The sequence below is a fragment of the Balneicella halophila genome (genome assembly GCF_003096835.1).
Taxonomy (GTDB): domain Bacteria; phylum Bacteroidota; class Bacteroidia; order Bacteroidales; family Balneicellaceae; genus Balneicella; species Balneicella halophila.
On the sequence record NZ_QENZ01000003.1, the window covers coordinates 665,423 to 683,484 of the forward strand.

Consider the following 18,062-nt stretch of genomic DNA (forward strand, 5'->3'; position numbering starts at 1 on the left):
TGGTTCATTGATTAATCAGATATTAAAATCCAAGAAGAAAATACTGGAAAAGAAAAACCTGAATCTAAACATCTTTGCGATTGCAGGTTCTGAAAAACTGTTGTTGAACGAAAAAGGAATTTCTAAAAATTGGCGAAAAGAAATAGAAAGTGTGTCAGTTTCTAAACACCATACCACAGCTATTATTGACTATGCAACTGCCAATCATTTAGAGAATTTAGTAGCAATTGATAATACATCGAGTGCTGATTTTGTTGAAAATTATGTCACATATATTGAGAACGGATTTGATTTGATATCATCACATAAGATTGCTAATACACAACAGTATACAAAATACAAAAACCTAAGAAGTTGCCTGAAAAAATACAATAAAACATATTTGTATGAGACTAATGTGGGTGCCGGTCTTCCTATAATTGACACTATTAGAGTATTGCATGAGTCAGGAGAAAATATTACCCGAATAAAAGGGGTGTTTTCCGGCTCTTTAAGCTATTTGTTCAATTCATTTTCTGAAAGCGACAAACCTTTTAGTTACTTTTTAAAAAAGGCAGTTAAAAAAGGTTATACAGAACCAGATCCAAGAAAGGATTTAAGCGGAAATGATGTGGCAAGAAAGCTTTTGATTTTAGCAAGAGAACTGGACTTAGAGAATGAATTTGATGATATTGTGATAGACAATTTAATTCCCAAGGAATTGAGGGATGTGGAAACTCAACAATTTTTTAAAAATATTGAGAAAATTGATGAGTTTTATAAATATAAGAGAGCTGAATTAAAGAAAGGTGAAGTGTTACGATATATTGGCGATTTATCAGGTAATCTGCAAGAAAACAAGGGAGATTTAAAGGTTTCGTTAGTCAAAGTTCCTAATGATAGTCCACTGGGTAGCTTAAAAGGTTCCGACTCTATTTTTGAAATTTATACAGAATCATATAATGATAATCCTATAACGATAATAGGTGCAGGTGCAGGTGCAGGTGCAGGTGCTGATGTTACTGCACGTGGTGTATTTGGTGACTTATTGAGGGTTGCGGATAAAAAATAAATTTAAAATATCCAGGGACTAGTTATCGCTTAGCTGTTTTCTGAAAAATAGAAAAGAAGAATCAAGAACAAGCAGAATTCGTTAATTTTCATTATCTTGGTAGAAGTATTCTAAGGGAATCACCTCTCTATTGGTTTAAATTTTTGAAAAAAAATGAAGCTTTTTGCCTCTGAGAATAAGTTTTTTATTACTAATGTGAAACCTTTTATGCCTGAGGCTATAAGTGAGGAAAACATTGTCAATAGTTATGAGTTTGCTTATCAAATGACTTTCGGTAGCGGGCATCATCGAAATCATCGCTCTGGGGGACAAAATAACAGAAAAAATGGAGAGTTATTTGGAAATACTTTTCAAGGTAAGTTAGCCGAATATGTGACATACAATAAATTTAAAGATGAGGGTTTAGCGGACATTATTTTGCCTGATGTCTCTGTACATGGAAGAGGTATTTGGGATGATACAGACTTAGAATACCGAGGGAAGAAAATCAACATTAAATCGTGTGCTTTTTTCTCTAATTTGTTGCTATTAGAACAAAAGGATTGGAATCAAGATGGTCAATATATTCCGAATTTGAATAATGGAGCAAGCAAGAATTATGATTATTTTGTGTTAGTTAGGATAAAGCCAGACATTAAACGATTACTTCAAAAAGAACAGCTACTTTACTCCAATAAAAATGAAAAATCGAAGATAAGCAAGATTATTAGTTGTAACAATTGGTATTATGATTTTGCAGGAGTTTGCAGTCGGGAAACGATTAAATATATTATAGCAAACAACTACCTACTACCACAAGATGCACTGCTCAATGGCACTATTTCAATGGATGCTTCCAATTATTATATTCAAAGTGGTAGTTTGAAAAACATAAGCGTGCTAATAAATACACTACGCAATATGTAATACAATTAGCAATATATACAGTTTTAAAATGCTAAAAGGGAATGTACTTTTCTAAATAAAATTATTGTTGCTTTTGAATCCAATAAACTATCCACTCGCCAACTTCTGTGGTAGCGTAAGCTTTTTCTCCATCACAGATGTCTTCCGTTACGATGTTTGCTTCTAAACTAGCATTTACGGCATCACGGATTAATTGTCCTTCTTCCTTTAATTTGAATGCGTATTCAAACATTAAAGCAACGGAAAGAATCATGGCTAATGGATTGGCAATGTTTTTGCCTGCCCCTTCCGGATAAGAACCGTGAATTGGTTCAAATAAAGAGGTGTGTTCTCCAATACACGCAGAAGGGAGTAGCCCTAAAGAACCTGTAATCACTGCAGATTCATCGGTTAGGATATCGCCAAACATGTTTTCAGTAACCAATACGTCAAAGGTTTTGGGTCTTTGAATGATTTGCATTGCTGCATTGTCAACTAATAAATAATCAGTTTCTACATCAGGATACTGTGAGGCTATTTCCTTTGCTATTTGTCTCCAGAGACGAGATGTTGCAATGATGTTCGATTTATCCACAACGGTTACTTTCTTGCGACGTTGTTTCGCAAATTTATAAGCCAAATGTAAAATTCGCTCTATCTCTTTACGGGTGTAAATACATGTGTCGTAGGCAGTGTTGCCATCTTCACTGCGTCCTTGTGGTTCGCCAAAATAGATGCCACCTGTCAACTCACGAATAAAGACAAAATCAACACCTTCTACTATCTCTGCTTTCAGTGGTGATTTTTGAATAAGTGAAGGAAATGACATTACAGGTCGTATATTTCCATAGAGTCCTAATTCTTTCCTCATACGAAGTAATCCTTGTTCTGGACGTATTTTCATGTTAGGATTGTTGTCATATTTGGGATGACCTAAAGCACCAAATAATACAGCGTCAGACTCCAGACATAATTGATGCGTTTGTAGAGGATACGGGTCGCTAAGCTTGTCAATAGCACACGCTCCAACAATCCCTTCTTTGGTTTTCAATTGATGTCCAAATTTGTGACAAATAGCTTGCGTTACTTTCAATGCCTCATTCATTACTTCGGGACCTATTCCATCACCCGGTAAGACTGCAATGTTTAATTTCATAACTATGGATATTTACGATACTTTTAATAGTTATAAAGATAAAAAGAAAAAGATAGCTAAAGAAAATTCCTTATAACAAACCAAAATTAAAGCAAGAAGTAAAATAGATTTGAGAATAATAATAGGCACTATGGTTCATGTTTTTTCATTTTCAATCTATTGGCATAAAGCTTGCAAATATTCATAAAAATAAAAAGATGAATAAATGTAATCAACATAGACGAATTTTATTAGTATTATCTACCTTCATTTTGAGCTCTTGTAGTTCTTATCGTGTGAAAACAGATAGTCAGGAGAATAAGAAGATATTTAACATTTCATACGGAGATGATAAGCAACAGAAGATGGATGTATTTATTCCAAAAGATACTCGTGATGCTGCATTTGTAATAATCGTGCATGGTGGTGGATGGTCTATTGGAAAGAAGTGGCACATAAGAAGTATACAAAAGTTTTTTCTGAAAAATGGAATTCCTAGTGCTAATATTGATTACCGATTAGTAAAAAAAGGGACAACTTATAAAGACCAAGTCGAAGATTTAGCAAAAGCTACCCGATATGTCATGGAAAATTTTCATAAAGATGAAGACATTATAGTTTTAGGAGAAAGTTCGGGAGGACATATTAGTATGATGTATGGTTATAATAATCCAAATATCGTTGATAAGATAATAACCTTTGCAGGGCCTGCAGATTTGTATTCTGAAAATTACGAAAATACGAGATTATATAAAAAATATACCGAAGGTGTATTTAAGAAAATCGTAGGTAAGAAAGGAGAATCTTTCGAAGATGCAAAAGAAGAGCTGAAAGAAGCCAGCCCAATAAGTCAAGTGAGCCATGTTCCTACACTTACGTTCCAAGGAACTTTAGATGTATTGGTGAATAAACATCAATCCATAACTTTAGATTCAGTACTAACGGCTAAAGATATACCGCACGAGTTAGTTTTAATAAAGGGAGCAGGGCATGTACCTCGATTTGAGTTTTGGTGGAGAAAAAATATAATTCAACCCAAACTTCTTGAGTTCATACGAAAAGATTTTTCAGAAGAATAGGCTTAGTGAAACGGGAACAAGTTTTAATTTAAAACTTTGATAAAAAAAAGAGAAGTTATTACATACTGTAGTAACTTCTCTTTTATTCTACTATGCTACCATTTCTAAATCGAAATAATTTACTTAAAATCATAAGACTAAATATAGGCTAGTTTTGTATTAATAACTCTTATAATTTATTTTCTTATAATTTATATTGTGGAGCTGGCGGGAATCGAACCCGCGTCCAAACACGGAACAAATAGGCTTTCTACATGCTTAGTTTTATCTTAATTTTCGTGATAAGACCGGCATAAAACCACCCATCAATATCCTTAGTCTTTTAGGATTTCGCTACCTATGAAAGACTCAAAGGTAACTAGCTCTGAATTCTCTACACCTCATATACTGCAAGGAACAGAGCGTGTCCCTACAGCGAGATGTCTTGTCGTCGTACCTTGTACGAGGATTAAGCGTAATCTACTAAACTTCGATTAGGCTGCAAGAGCGTAATTATTTTCGCCAGTTAAAAAGTTGCAACATTAAGATTTACGAGCCAATGTTACGATGCTCGACATGCTTACGTATCTCTTCTACGTGCTGTCAAAACCAGTCAACCCCAATATTTTCAAAGAACTTGCATTCACTAATATGCAAAAACTGTGCAGACTAAAAAGCCCTGACAAATTGTCAAGGCTTTAATGTACCCAGAGCCGGGATCGAACCGGCACGAGTTTCCTCACTGGTGTTTGAGACCAGCGCGTCTACCAATTCCGCCATCTGGGCAAAATGCTGGGCAAAGGTATAAATTTCCGTTCGATATACAAAATTATATTTTTATCTGTTTTCATCCAATGTATGAAATAATCTTTTTAACTATTCACAATCAATCTAATTTTTTTCAGGGAAAAACAATAAAAAAATAGGATGAGTGATTATTTTTTAGTTGATTTTTTTTACCTTGATAGGCGAAAAAACAAACTTAAATCTTAAAATTTATGTATGCACTAAATGATTTCCTAACACTTGTCGATAGTTACATTGGTAGTAGTTCTCCTTGGTTTCCTATTTTATTGCTTGGAGTGGGGATTTTCTTTACTATTTACCTGAAATTTCCACAGATACGCTATTTCAAACATGCTGTGAGAGTAGTTAAGGGTGTTTATGATAAAAAAGACGCCCATGGTGATACCTCACATTTTCAGGCGTTAGCTACTGCTTTATCAGGCACAGTTGGTACAGGAAATATAGCAGGAGTAGCTATGGCAATCTTTATTGGGGGGCCAGCAGCATTGTTTTGGATGTTGGTGACAGCTTTCCTCGGGATGACGACGAAGTTTGTAGAGGTTACCTTGTCGCATAAATACAGGGAAGTTGATGACAGAGGAGAAATTGCCGGAGGTCCGATGTATTATATGAAGAACAAATTGAAATTACCATGGATGGCAGGGATATTCGCATTTATGGTGGTTTTCAATTCTTTTGGAACAGGTGCTTTACCACAAATAAACAGTATTGCTAACTCTGTATTTACAACTACTGGCTTAGACAATTGGATTACAGGTTTAGTATTGGCAATTCTTTTAGGATTTGTAATTCTTGGAGGCATTAAGCGAATAGTGAAAGTAACAGAAAAATTAGTGCCAGGTATGGCTTTAATCTATTTTATAGCCGCAATTATTGTTGTTGTTTACAATTATGAAAATGTAATTCCTTCCTTTATATCCATATTTAGAGATGCTTTCACTGGTACTGCAGCCGTTGGAGGATTTCTAGGAGCGAGTATTTCTTTTGCTTTTAGTAAAGGTGTTGGTCGTGGTTTGTTTTCTAACGAAGCCGGGCAAGGTTCTGCTCCTATTGCCCATGCATCAGCCAAAACCGAACAGCCTTTTGCTGAAGGAGTGGTAGCTATTTTGGAACCTTTTATTGATACTATAATAATTTGTACGCTCACAGGTTTGGTTTTATTATCATCGGGCGTGTGGAAAGAGAAATTGCATAATCGCTTCCAATATGCAGATATGAAAATAGTAACGGGTGTATATGATGATACTAACCCAGAACAAAAAATGAAATTATCTAACTATGTGAGAAATAACAAAGGGATTGAGAATTTTACTGGAACTTTGGATGTAAAAGGAGGCAAAATACAAGATGAGGTTTCTATTATCCATGCACGTTCGTTGGCTGAGGATGTGGTATTCCTAAACAAAGATGGTAGCCCTCTTACTAAAAAAATAAAAGTTAATGAGGGGTCAATAGTGGGAGATATTAACTATAATATTGAAGGGGAATCATTGATGCATAGTGCACCGCTCACTGCAGTTGCTTTTACTAAAAGTCCCATGGGGAAATATGGTAGTTGGGTCGTTACTTTAGGTTTGCTTTTGTTCGCTTTTTCTACAACCTTAGCATGGGCGTATTACGGTGGCCGTTCCATTGTTTTTTTGTTTGGTACAAAATACCTGATTTTTTACCGATTATTTTACTGTGTCATATTTTTTATTGGTTCATTTATGGATACCACAATTGTATGGACTGCTTCTTTAATTACTACCGCCCTGATGTCATTGCCTAACTTGGTTGGAATTTTTATGTTGCGTAAGGATATGAAAAAAACAATTAATGACTACTGGAGCTATTTTGGAGGCGAGTTTCCTGAAAGAAAAAAATTAAGCTAATGGTTTTGTAACCTAATAAACTGATATTGCGTCTTACTTTATATACGAAACCATAAAATATTAAAATTATGAAATATTTTTTTACCTTACTAGGTGTAGCAACATTTGTTGTTATACTATTCGCCTTCAAAGAAGAACCAATAATCAAAAAAAGCTTTGAGGAAAGAATGATTTTAAATTCTACAGATATTAAGGATTCTGATGTAGAGAAAGTCCTAAATGTCTTTGCTAAAGGAGAGAAAGGAAACAAAGAGGTTGTAGATGAGGTACGTGAGGTCGATGCTTTTAAGGATATTTCTTCCCAAAATGCCATCAAAGTAAAGTTGGTGAAAGGGCAGAAGCAAAAAGTAGTCGTACGTACTGATAGTAATTTGCAAGACAATATTATCACGGAAGTGAAAGATGGTAAATTGAAAATCTATGTAAAAGATAAGATTCGCAAATACACAGAAATGACTGTCTTTGTAACATTTACTGAATTGGAAAGTCTTTCAAGTTCTTCAGCTTCGGAAATAACCTGCGAAGACAAAATTGTAGCATCTTCTTTTTATATCCAATCTAGCAGTGCATCGTCTATTGACTTAAAGAGTTTAGAAGCGAATACTGTAGAGATAGATGTGTCAAGTGCCGCAAATGTGAGAGTATCAGGTAAATGCGAGGAATTAAAAGTAGATGCAAGCAGTGCATCAAGTGCGAAACTTTATGACCTAATAGCCACTAATGTAGATGCAGACGCAAGTAGTGCAGCCCATATTGAAGTGTATGCAGTGTCAAAACTTGATGCAGACGCAAGTTCTGGTGCCGACATTGAATATAAAGGTGATCCTGAGTTTGTAAATCGCGATGAAAGCAGTGGTGGAGATGTATCCGTTCATTAGGCTAGCTTTACCTTACAGAGGTGCTTCTTTTTAGAAGATATACGAGAACATTTTTTGCAAATATACTTTGATTCAGAAAGCGTATCTAACTTTTTTAGATACGCTTTCTTTGATAAATCGCACCGCTTCTTTCCCATAGATTAATCCTTTTTATCGTCACTCTTAACCGTTAGTGATTGCACTAGACTTTCTTGAATACAATTCCAGAAGTAGTTCCAAAAAGACTTTGTGTCGTCTCTTTTCACATCTTCAACATGGGTTTCTCCATTTCCATCACTCTTTGGTTTGTTTTTTACAAATAGATTCCCAATCCAAGAGAGGATTTTCTTTTCTTTTCTATCTTTGTTTAGAAGGTTCACCTTAAAATTATCGTAGTAAATCTGAAAATCTCCAGCTGCCTTTTCATAATTTCCTGAATAATTAAAATAGAACTTATCGACTATTCCTTCTGTTTCAATAAGGAATGCCGGAGTCAAGAAGTTGTTTATTGATGTTGCATTAAAATTATGACCGTTGCCCTGAATGTTGAAATAATCTTGTGGACTGCCAATGTTAAATGTCCAATCTACATCTACTGGAGATTCATCAAAGACTAAGGCTTTCATGTTTATTTTTGTGTCTGGAATTTCTCCTGATGGGTCATGGTTATAGAGTTTCCCAATATTAGCCTCAAAATTTGCAAAGGTTACTTTTCCTGCACCCTGCTCTTCCTTATGTTTTTCTTCGTAAGAAACATATCCATTATTTATTATAATGCTATCAACCCGAATAAGAATAGGTGCTATGCGTAACATCTTACTATATAGATTTTTATGGGTAGGGTCATCTTTTACAGTCTTGTCTCGATAAAGATTAAGGTTAGGCTTTTTTACGTCTAACATGTTTAGGTTAAAAGCCAAAGTATCTTTACGATTTTTAAGATGGAATTCTTTGCCAGAAATTTCTGAAATTTTCAATGTGGCTAAATCCTTCTCATGAGGTATGTGATACACATATCCTGCGCGAGAATATCGGGGATTAATTTCTAAGTTCTGTATGGTAAAATTGGTTGTATCAAAAGCAAAAGATTCTATACTAAGACTATGAATTTTATCAATATGCGAAAATAATTTTTCGAAAGTAAACGAAGCTTCTTCCCATTCTAAAGGTATCTTCCTTTTCATCGTGTTGTTGTTTAGGGAGATATCTTGCAAGTTGAGATTTCCATTGTTCAGGTTCAGTACTGTATCTTGACCGTTTGTCATTAGGACATTTGCCTCCTCAATCTGAAACTTTTTAACAGTTATTTGCGGTAGCGAATCAGGAGTGTTATTCTTCTCATTTGACTCATTATCAGACGACTTTTGCTCCCAAGTAGGTTCGGACACTATTATTTTATCTATATTGATGTTTTTATTGATTAAATAGTCCCAATAGGAAACACCTGATACTTTTAGACTTTTTGCAAAACCTGTTTTCTGCTCTTTCTGGTATTTTACCTCCTTTATTTCAACATTCGAAGGGAAGAGCCTAACGTGTATATCGCTATATCCTACTTGAGCTTTATCAAGTTCTGTTTTTATTTTGTTTTCTGCAAGATTTGCAACATAAAAGCCTGCACCGCTGAGCAAAACCAGAACAATTCCCGCAACAATCCACCATTTATATTTTTTCATAATTGAGTATTTTGAACTTTGAAGATAAGAAAAAGAGGAATAATATCTTAAAAGGAGACACATATTTATGTATCTTGCTTTTTGGTTTTAACAAATTACTAAGTAAAATGAACATCATACAGCAGAAAAAGGACTTGCGTAGTGAAATGCACTATAAAAGAGCTCATATAAACATGGACGAAAAGTATGAAATTGATGAATGTTTATGCCAGTCGGTTTGGGATTTAATCACGACACAACGTTTCCAGAAAGTGCATTGTTTTATTCCTATGGGTACAGAGCCGAATATCTTTCCTTTAATTGAAAAAATGCTTGATAGTTGTATAACAGTTATTTCTCCCAAGACTTTGCCAAAACGCAGGCTTAAGCATCTTGTTCTCCATTCTTTAGACGAACTTGATGAAGGTGTTTTCGGCACATCGCATCCAGCTGGAGATCATGAATATATAGGAGAATATGATTTGATTATTGTTCCAGGCTTAGCTTTTAGTTTAGATAATTACAGGCTGGGTTATGGTGGAGGATATTATGATACCTTTTTAGCTGAAAATCCATCTGCGTATAAATTAGGAATTTGCTATCCCTTTCAAAGAGTTCAAAATGTGCCAAGAGAGTCACACGATACAAAATTAGATGCCGTTTTTAGTGGTTGCGAAAGTTAGCTTTTACAATTTCAACCTTTTTAATTGTAATTTTGCATCATGATTGCATTGATTGACTGTAATAATTTTTATGCTTCTTGTGAGCGGGTCTTCCAGCCTGCGCTCAGGGGAAAACCTGTTGTGGTACTCAGCAATCAGGATGGATGTATTATTGCGAGAAGCAATGAAGCGAAAGCATTGGGAATAAAGATGGGACAACCGCTCTATCAGTGTAAAGACTTAATAAAGAAAGAAAATGTCATTGTACGTTCTTCAAACTATGAACTCTACGAGGATATGAGCAATAGAGTGATGAGCATACTTGCAACATACACTCCTAAGATTGAGGTTTATTCCATTGATGAAAGTTTCTTGGACTTCTCAGGCTTTACTAATTATGATTTAAATGAATATGGTATTGAGATTATCAAAGAGGTGTCAAAATGTACTCACATTCCTATAAGCATAGGAATTGCTCCAACAAAGGCATTGGCTAAAATTGCCAATAAAGTAGCTAAAAAGTTTCCTGCACAAACCAAAGGAGTTCATCTTATAGATTCGGAAGAACTACGCGTAAAAGCCTTGGAGTGGACTGAGATTGGTGAAGTTTGGGGCATAGGCCGCAGGTTGACAAAGCGACTGATAGCAAAAGGCATCACAAATGCTTATCAATTTACACAACTTCCAGACGCTTACGTAAAAAAGGAGTTCTCGATTGTTGGCTTACGACTGAAACATGACTTACAAGGAGTCTCAAGCATTGGTTTTGAAGATTCTCAGAAGAAAAAAAGTATTGCCACAACTCGTAGCTTTTCATCAACACTTTCAGAATATGCTGAGATGAAAGAGCGGGTGATAACCTTTACGACAAGTTGTGCAGAGAAATTACGCAAACAGCAAACAGCCTGTAAACAAATAGAAATCTTCGTACTTACGAATCGGTTTAATGAGAACAAGCCTCAATACGGCAATAGCATCAAGATAAAACTGCCTTATGCTTCCAATAGCAACTTGACGTTGATTAAATACGCCGTGAAAGGAATAGAAAACATCTATCGGCAAGGGTATGATTATAAAAAAGCTGGAGTGATTGTCTCAGATTTAGTTCCTGAAAATGAAGTGCAGCAAAATTTATTTTTTTATGAAGATAAAAAAGAGCGCTTATTAATGACTACGATGGATAATCTTAACGAAAAATTTGGGAAAAATAAAGTAAAAACAGCTTTCTCAAACAAAGATACGTGGGGCTTAAAAAAAGAATATATTTCTCAGCGCTATACAACCAATTGGAATGAACTTTTAGAAGTGGAATAATGGTGAAAATACAAAAGATACAATTACCGAAATTTTCTGAAGAATTAGAGCTCTTAGATTTTCGAGTTGATATTGCTAATAATGTTTTAGTGAAATATTATGAAGAGGGGATACAAGCAGGATTTCCTAGTCCTGCATTAGACTACAAAGAGAAGCGTATAAGTTTAGACTCGAAATACCTGTCAAAGCCCAATTCAACATTTTTGATTAGAGCAAAAGGAATGTCTATGGCTCCAACGCTACAACCTAATGATTTGTTGGTCGTCTATGCACATGTTGAGCTTACAGATAATAAGATAGGGATACTTTCTCTAAATAATAGTGAATTTACAGTAAAGAGATTTGATAAGACGAATAATAAGTTGATTGCTGATAATCCTGAATTTTCAAATATTCCTTTGGAGGAAGATGATACGCTTTCTTGCTTAGGAGTTGTGGCTCATTTGGTAAGAGAATTATAGCATACTTTTTTTGTGTAAAAACAAAAAACCACAATCTCTTATTTCTAAGTAATTGTGGTTTTTGCGGTGTGGTGCCACCAAGAATCGAACTAGGGACACCAGGATTTTCAGTCCTGTGCTCTACCAACTGAGCTATGGCACCGCACTATTGTTTAGCGAGTGCAAATGTAATCAAATTTTTCGATTTGCAAAAAAGATTTATAAATTATTGTCTGTTTTTTGACGGTATCACTTAGAATTCATCTCATCATGCTTAGCATAGACCTCTACAATCTTCTGAACCAGAGGATGTCTTACGATATCAGACTTATCAAATGTAAGGTGCCCGATTCCTTTGACGTCTTTCAACAAATGAGTAGCCTGAATGAGTCCTGATTGCTGTTTTCTCGGTAAATCTATTTGTGAGGCATCACCGGTGATAATCACTTTCGCATTTAATCCCATACGTGTGAGAAACATCTTCATTTGGCTTGTTGTGCTGTTTTGGGCTTCATCTAATATCACAAATGCATCGCTCAATGTACGTCCTCTCATATAGGCTAGAGGAGCAATATGTATAGTGCCTGTTTCTAAATAGTCAGCAAGCCTCCGTGGCGGAATCATGTCGATAAGAGCATCATACAAGGGTTGCAAATAAGGATCAAGCTTTTCTTTTAAATCGCCGGGAAGAAATCCCAAGTTTTCACCTGCCTCTACGGCTGGTCTAGTTAAAATAATTCGTTTTACTTGTTTGGAGCGTAGGGCTGACACTGCAATAGCAATAGCCATATATGTCTTTCCGGAACCTGCGGGACCCTGTGCAAAAACAAGATCATTCTTGTCACATAGTTCGATAAGTTTTTTTTGATTCTTCGTCTTTGCGCGAATCATTTTCCCATTATTTCCATAAAGTAAAATATCACTACCTCCTTCAGCTTTATTTGATGTACCCTTGTCGAGTATAGATGTAATATCTTTTAAGGTCAATAGATTGTGTTTATGATAATGGTCAAAGAGTTGCTCAAGCGTAATCTCAAATTGATGTAATTTTTCTTGCTCCCCTTTTATTAGCAACTCATTGCCACGTGCAACAAGTTTTATCTTTGGGAAGGCATTTTGCAATAAATTGAGATTTTCATTGGCAACGCCGTAAAAACTTACAGGGTCAATATTTCCAAGAAATATATTTTTTTCAATCATAAAAATAGAATTCAACTTTAGACAAAGTAATGAAAAATTTTTGGAAATATGGATTTGCTTTCAGAAATGAAGCTGTATCTTCGTGAATTAAAATTTGTATTATGCAGAAGAAATTAGAAGCCTTTCAACGATTATTAGAAATCATAAGTACATTACGTGAGAAATGTCCTTGGGATAGGGAACAGACTATAGAATCATTGCGAAGTTTAACTTTAGAAGAAACTTACGAGTTGAGTGATGCAATTTTGGCTGATGATTATAATGAGATCAAGAAAGAATTGGGAGATATCATCATGCATATTGTTTTCTATGCAAAGATTGCTTCGGAGCAAAGTGCTTTTGATATTACGGATGTGCTAAATAGCGTGTGTGATAAGTTGATTTATAGACACCCACACGTGTATGGCAATGTTGGGGTAGAGGGCGCAACTGAAGTTTCTGAAAATTGGGAAAAATTAAAATTGAAAGAAAAGGGAGGAAATCGTTCTGTTTTAGCAGGAGTTCCACAGTCTCTGCCATCATTGATAAAGGCGCATAGAATACAAGACAAAGCAAGAGGAGTGGGCTTCGATTGGGATGAGAAAGAACAAGTTTGGGACAAAGTGAAGGAAGAGCTAGCAGAGTTCGAAGAAAATTTGCGTAACAACAGTGATTTTTCAGAAAAAGAAGCAGAATTTGGTGATTTGCTCTTCTCTCTAGTCAATGCGTCACGACTTTACGGCATTAATCCTGATACGGCGCTAGAACGCACGAACCAAAAGTTTATCCAGCGATTTTCTTATTTGGAAAGCAAGACCATCGCACAAGGTAAAGACTTAAAAGCAATGCCTTTGGCTGAAATGGACAAATTGTGGGAAGAGGCGAAGCAACAGATGAAGACAGACGAGTGAGGGCTATCTTTTTGAAGATTCTCTGATAATGAGATTTGAAGGAACAACAATTTCCTTTTCGTTATCGACCTCACCACTAGTGATGTGTTCAAACAATAGACCTGCAGCTAATACGCCCAGCTCATGAGGATTTAAATCCACTGTAGATATTGATGGATTCATATAATGTGAACGTTTGCTATTATAAAATCCAACAACTGCAACATCTTCAGGTACGTTGAGTCCAAGTTCTTTGGCAGCATAAATAGCACCAACAGCTAAGTCATCATTTAAGCAAAAGATAGCATCTACATCTTCATTTTCCAATAAACTTTTAGTTGCTTTTTGTGCATTATCTATAGTGAAATCAGAATGAATGACCAAATCAGGATTGAATGTGAGTCCTGCTTTTTCTAAAGCTTCTTGATAACCTCTAGTACGATTTCGTCCAATCAATAAATGCTTTGGACCGGATAACATGGCAATATTTTTCGCTCCACCATTGATAAGATGCATCACGGCTTTGTAAGCAGCCTTTGCATCATCTGTGACTACTCTGGGGATTTTCAAATTCTTGGTAGTTCTATCGAAGAGTACTGTAGGAATCTCTAAATCTTGTAGATGCTGAATATGATCTAATACCGTTGTCCCTCTTGATAAAGAAAGAATTACACCATCAGCGCGACTATTGATAAAAGCATTCACATGCTTTACTTCTTTCTGATAATCTTCATTAGTCGAACTTACGAAAACTTGATATCCGTGCTTATCTGCAATTTCCTCGATACCTTCAACAACACCTGCATAAAATGTATTTACAATTTTGGGAACTATAACTCCAATAGTATGTGATTTACTAGTCTTGAGAGCAACTGCGATAGGATTTGGGTGGTATTTCATATCCTTAGCTGTTTTCTTGATTAGTTCTCTAGTTTTTGGACTAATTTCAGGACTATCCTTTAAAGCTCTAGAAACAGTTGATATCGATACATCTAATGCTTTTGCGATATCTTTTATAGTAACCCTTTTATTCATAAGTGTAGATTATACGGTGATTAAGCGTTAAAGTTAGCAAGATTTACGCAAAAAGAAATCTGTTTGCGTTGATTATTCCTAAATTTTCATGCAAAAGTTTGCATAAAAAAGGGTTGGAATTAAACCAACCCTTAGTTTATATTATTTCACAATTAGAAATTGAAAGTAATGCCACCCATTACGTGAAATCCTGCTTGTGGAAATAAACCGTCCATTTTTTTCTCTTCGTTATTTTCAACATAACGGTAAACCCAACCATTGGTTTCGTATTCTTCATCTAAGATATTTTTTAGTTGGAGGTTGAAAGTGATATACTTAAACCATTTCTTAGGCTGAAGACTGTAGTGAAATTGTAAATTATTTACGAAATAATCATCAAGTTTACGATCATCGTTGGCAGTATTATCTAAAAACTGTTCCCCTACATAGTTCGAATGCAATGCAATTTCGAAATTGTCAAACGGAGTTACTGTGAAAATACTGTTTGCAACCACTTCAGGAGAGAATGCAAGAGTTGTTGTACCTATTTCTTCAACTTCTTGTCCCCAAGTGTCCCAGTTGTCCATATATGCTGTGAAGTCTTTAGCTTCATTTTTACTGAATGTAGCATTTCCAGACCATTTGAATGAATCTGTAAATTGAATGCCAGCTTCTAATTCGATACCAGCACGGTAGCTATCTTCTACATTGGTCATAATAGCATCACCTACATTGTTTATAGCACCTGTGTGAATAAGCTGGTCTTTGTAAAGCATATAGTAGATATTCCCTCCGATACGCCAAGTTGTAGTCTTATATTCCAATCCTAATTCAAAGTCATCTAATCGTTCTTCTTTAGGTGTTTTTATGTCAGCAGTTACATCTTTAAGCTGTGTTCTGCTAGGTTCACGATGTGCTCGTCCCCATGAAGCATAGCTTCTGAAGTTGCTATTTGGAATGTAAGTAATACCAAATTTAGGATTGAAGAAATTATATTCATGAGTTTGTGAGATGTCTCGCAAGTCGTCATGGATGCCCTCTATTTCATGCTCTATTTGACGGTACTGTAAGTCTCCAAATAAATTCAAACCATTAGCTAATTGATAGTTTGCTTTCACATACGAGCTGAATTCGTCTTTGGTTCCGTCATTGTTATACCAGCGATAGTCATGTGGGAAAAAGCCATATTTTGACCAAATAACTTCACCAAAGTGTCCGCCTTCATAATGATTTACCGAACCACCAATTAATACATCCCACTGGTCTTTCTTATATTGTGCAGAAGCTACTAAGCCATAAAAATCATTATCTAGCCACTTTTGTTGGATGAGATCTGTTTTTTCAAGTACATTACCGTCAATATATTCAGAATTGTATGCATCGGTATTTCCTATCATTGGCAATTCTATACCGTAATTCTTGAACTTTCGTCCTTCTTTATAACTCTCATAAAATCCTTTACCTCTAGTGTAATGAAGTGTTGCATTGAGATTCCAATATGGATTGAATTTTTTCGAGAAATAAAGTTGATAATGATTTTGCTTATAATTATCTGTGTGATTATCATAATATTGAGTAGTACCATTATCATCAGTATATTCACCCTCAGGATTATAAGTTCTATTCTCATCTATCATTGAAGATGGTACTCCAGACCATGCTTGGTAAGTATGCTCTTCCCCTCCAAAAGCAAGCAGTTTTATTAAGAAGTCAGCACCATGATAAGCAGTTGATACATAGTATGATTTTAGATCGGAAAAGGCTCTGTCCATATAACCACTGGAGTAGATGTCTGAATATTTTGCATCAATAGTAAAATGGTCACCAATGAGTCCTGTTCCTACTTGGTAATTTTGTCTAAAAGTATTGAAACTACCACCCGATAAGCCAACTTTGGCATAAGCTTCTTTATTAAAATCCTCTGTCTCAAGATTGAGTGTAGCTCCAAAAGAGGCTGCGCCGTTAGAGGAAGTTCCCACACCTCTTTGTATTTGAATGTTTTTCGTTGCTGAAGCAATATCAGGAATATTTACCCAATAAACACTGTGTGATTCAGAGTCATTAAGAGGCACACCATTTACTGTTACATTAATACGTTCTGTAGATGTTCCCCTCACTCTGAAATTAGTATATCCTACACCTGCACCTGCATCAGATGAAGTGACTAAGGAGGGAGAACCTTCTAATAGCATAGGGATATCTTTACCTAAATTGCTTTTTGTAAGTTCAGCTTTTGTGATGTTGTGAAAGCTCATAGGAGTTTTTTCCGTAGCTCTCGGGAGCTGACTCGTAATTATAACTTCCGCCAGCAATGTTTCTTCTGGTTCTAGAGTAAACAGCATATCTACACCATTATACTTTTGTGTTTTATCCTTATACCCAATAAAAGAAACCGTAACTAAAGTTCCATTCTCCAGATTAGGAAGTTGTGCTTTTCCATTGCTATCCGTTACAGTGCCCGAACTATTATAAGATACTGAAGCACCAGGCAAGATTTGATTTTGTGTATTCTTTACGGTAATGTTTACTTGTGCATAACTCGATATAGAGTAGAACAAACAAGCAATAAAAATAAAAAACCTCATTTTTTTAAGTTGTTTTAGTTAATACTTAATAAAGAATGAGGTTATTACATTTTTAGAATCCCTACGTCAGCATTATCTGAACAGGTTCTGTGGGTGTAATCTCAGCAACTGCTTTTTGCAGGAGCACCCCATTCTCTATAGTTAAATCATTGGCAAATGTAGCCAATTAATATTAAAGCCCAAATATTTCGCTAAAGGCATTTTTAAACGTCTGCTTAGGCAGTGCCCCTTTAGCCATGGTAGGTTTTCCGTCTTTTGGAATAAAAAGAAAAGCAGGAATGCTACGCACACCAAAGACTGCGGCTAATTCTTTTTCTCTATCGATATTAACTTTGTAAATAGTTAATTTATCTCCGTATTCATTTTGTAATTGTTGCAAAATAGGAGCTACCTTTTTACATGGACCACACCATGAAGCGTAGAAGTCAATAACCACAGGTCCGTCACCTTTGAAATTCCACTCTGTCTCATTTTTATAATCAAAAACTTGATTTTGAAATTGTTCAGCATTGATGTGTTGGATTTCTTGAGCAGAAATGTTAGTTGTGATAAAACTTGCTATCGCTATGATTGAGATTATAAATAACTTTCTCATAAATGTATCTTTTTTAAATTATTTCAGCTGTAAAAATACACATTTTGTGCCATTAGTGATT

Annotated in this window: 15 protein-coding genes, 2 tRNA genes, 1 other RNA gene and 1 riboswitch; of the genes, 9 read left to right on the plus strand and 9 right to left on the minus strand. The window is 35.4% G+C overall.

The features are described 5' to 3' along the window. Positions 1–7 precede the first annotated feature (7 nt). Together C7377_RS09490 and C7377_RS02975 are read left to right on the plus strand one after the other, a co-directional pair. Positions 8–1,051 (plus strand): homoserine dehydrogenase family protein, encoded by a 1,044-nt coding sequence (locus C7377_RS09490; RefSeq protein WP_207778394.1) that lies wholly within the window; start codon positions 8–10, stop codon positions 1,049–1,051. Between the two features lie 153 nt (positions 1,052–1,204). Next, entirely contained in the window at positions 1,205–1,957 is a 753-nt protein-coding gene (locus C7377_RS02975) for a hypothetical protein (protein WP_116495835.1), read from the plus strand. Positions 1,958–2,018: 61 nt separating this feature from the next. Here the strand turns inward: C7377_RS02975 and leuB are convergent, their stop codons facing one another. Next, positions 2,019–3,092 carry a 3-isopropylmalate dehydrogenase gene (gene leuB, locus C7377_RS02980; RefSeq protein WP_116495836.1) on the minus strand — a complete coding sequence of 358 codons (1,074 nt, stop codon included), beginning with the start codon at positions 3,090–3,092 and terminating at the stop codon, positions 2,019–2,021. Positions 3,093–3,367: 275 nt separating this feature from the next. Between leuB and C7377_RS02985 the strand changes: the two genes are divergently transcribed. Then, complete coding sequence (locus C7377_RS02985) at positions 3,368–4,150, plus strand: alpha/beta hydrolase (protein ID WP_207778395.1); 783 nt, start codon at positions 3,368–3,370, stop codon at positions 4,148–4,150. Positions 4,151–4,346: 196 nt separating this feature from the next. Here the strand turns inward: C7377_RS02985 and ssrA are convergent. Together ssrA and C7377_RS02995 are read right to left on the minus strand one after the other, a co-directional pair. Then, positions 4,347–4,750: a transfer-messenger RNA gene (gene ssrA / locus C7377_RS02990) on the minus strand. Positions 4,751–4,833: 83 nt separating this feature from the next. Then, positions 4,834–4,915: transfer RNA gene (locus C7377_RS02995), tRNA-Leu, on the minus strand. Positions 4,916–5,127: 212 nt separating this feature from the next. Here C7377_RS02995 and C7377_RS03000 point away from each other — a divergent pair. Beyond that, positions 5,128–6,810 (plus strand): alanine/glycine:cation symporter family protein, encoded by a 1,683-nt coding sequence (locus tag C7377_RS03000; RefSeq protein ID WP_116495838.1) that lies wholly within the window; start codon positions 5,128–5,130, stop codon positions 6,808–6,810. A 68-nt stretch (positions 6,811–6,878) separates the two neighbouring features. Next, entirely contained in the window at positions 6,879–7,688 is an 810-nt protein-coding gene (locus tag C7377_RS03005; RefSeq protein WP_116495839.1) for a head GIN domain-containing protein, read from the plus strand. A 140-nt stretch (positions 7,689–7,828) separates the two neighbouring features. On the opposite strand, the gene C7377_RS03010 is transcribed toward C7377_RS03005, so the two are convergent. Beyond that, positions 7,829–9,343, minus strand: coding sequence for an AsmA family protein (locus tag C7377_RS03010; protein ID WP_116495840.1), 1,515 nt, complete (start codon positions 9,341–9,343; stop codon positions 7,829–7,831). A gap of 107 nt (positions 9,344–9,450) precedes the next feature. Between C7377_RS03010 and C7377_RS03015 the strand changes: the two genes are divergently transcribed. Genes C7377_RS03015 through C7377_RS03025 form a run of 3 tightly spaced genes read left to right on the plus strand, consistent with a single transcriptional unit; the run spans position 9,451 to position 11,759 of the window. After that, entirely contained in the window at positions 9,451–10,005 is a 555-nt protein-coding gene (locus C7377_RS03015) for a 5-formyltetrahydrofolate cyclo-ligase (protein WP_133241450.1), read from the plus strand. A gap of 39 nt (positions 10,006–10,044) precedes the next feature. Beyond that, the gene (locus C7377_RS03020) at positions 10,045–11,298 is read left to right on the plus strand and encodes a Y-family DNA polymerase (protein ID WP_116495842.1); all 1,254 of its coding nucleotides are present in this window, start codon (positions 10,045–10,047) and stop codon (positions 11,296–11,298) included. After that, positions 11,298–11,759, plus strand: coding sequence for a LexA family protein (locus C7377_RS03025; RefSeq protein ID WP_207778396.1), 462 nt, complete (start codon positions 11,298–11,300; stop codon positions 11,757–11,759). The genes C7377_RS03020 and C7377_RS03025 overlap by 1 nt, the downstream gene beginning before the upstream one ends. Positions 11,760–11,828: 69 nt before the next feature. On the opposite strand, the gene C7377_RS03030 is transcribed toward C7377_RS03025, so the two are convergent. Then, positions 11,829–11,901, minus strand: a tRNA-Phe gene (locus tag C7377_RS03030). 86 nt (positions 11,902–11,987) lie between these two features. Beyond that, positions 11,988–12,938, minus strand: a complete 951-nt coding sequence (locus C7377_RS03035; RefSeq protein ID WP_116495843.1) for a PhoH family protein — start codon at positions 12,936–12,938, stop codon at positions 11,988–11,990. A gap of 101 nt (positions 12,939–13,039) precedes the next feature. Here C7377_RS03035 and mazG point away from each other — a divergent pair, with 101 nt between their 5' ends. Then, complete coding sequence (gene mazG, locus C7377_RS03040; RefSeq protein WP_116495844.1) at positions 13,040–13,828, plus strand: nucleoside triphosphate pyrophosphohydrolase; 789 nt, start codon at positions 13,040–13,042, stop codon at positions 13,826–13,828. 3 nt (positions 13,829–13,831) lie between these two features. On the opposite strand, the gene C7377_RS03045 is transcribed toward mazG, so the two are convergent. The 3 genes from C7377_RS03045 to trxA form a co-directional block, all read right to left on the minus strand. Continuing rightward, entirely contained in the window at positions 13,832–14,842 is a 1,011-nt protein-coding gene (locus C7377_RS03045; protein WP_116495845.1) for a LacI family DNA-binding transcriptional regulator, read from the minus strand. Between the two features lie 152 nt (positions 14,843–14,994). Beyond that, complete coding sequence (locus tag C7377_RS03050) at positions 14,995–17,406, minus strand: TonB-dependent receptor (RefSeq protein WP_116495846.1); 2,412 nt, start codon at positions 17,404–17,406, stop codon at positions 14,995–14,997. Positions 17,407–17,447: 41 nt separating this feature from the next. After that, positions 17,448–17,547: riboswitch (TPP riboswitch) on the minus strand. Between the two features lie 31 nt (positions 17,548–17,578). Further along, on the minus strand, positions 17,579–18,001 hold the full coding sequence (gene trxA / locus C7377_RS03055) for a thioredoxin (RefSeq protein WP_116495847.1): 423 nt from the start codon (positions 17,999–18,001) through the stop codon (positions 17,579–17,581). Between the last annotated feature and the right edge of the window lie 61 nt (positions 18,002–18,062).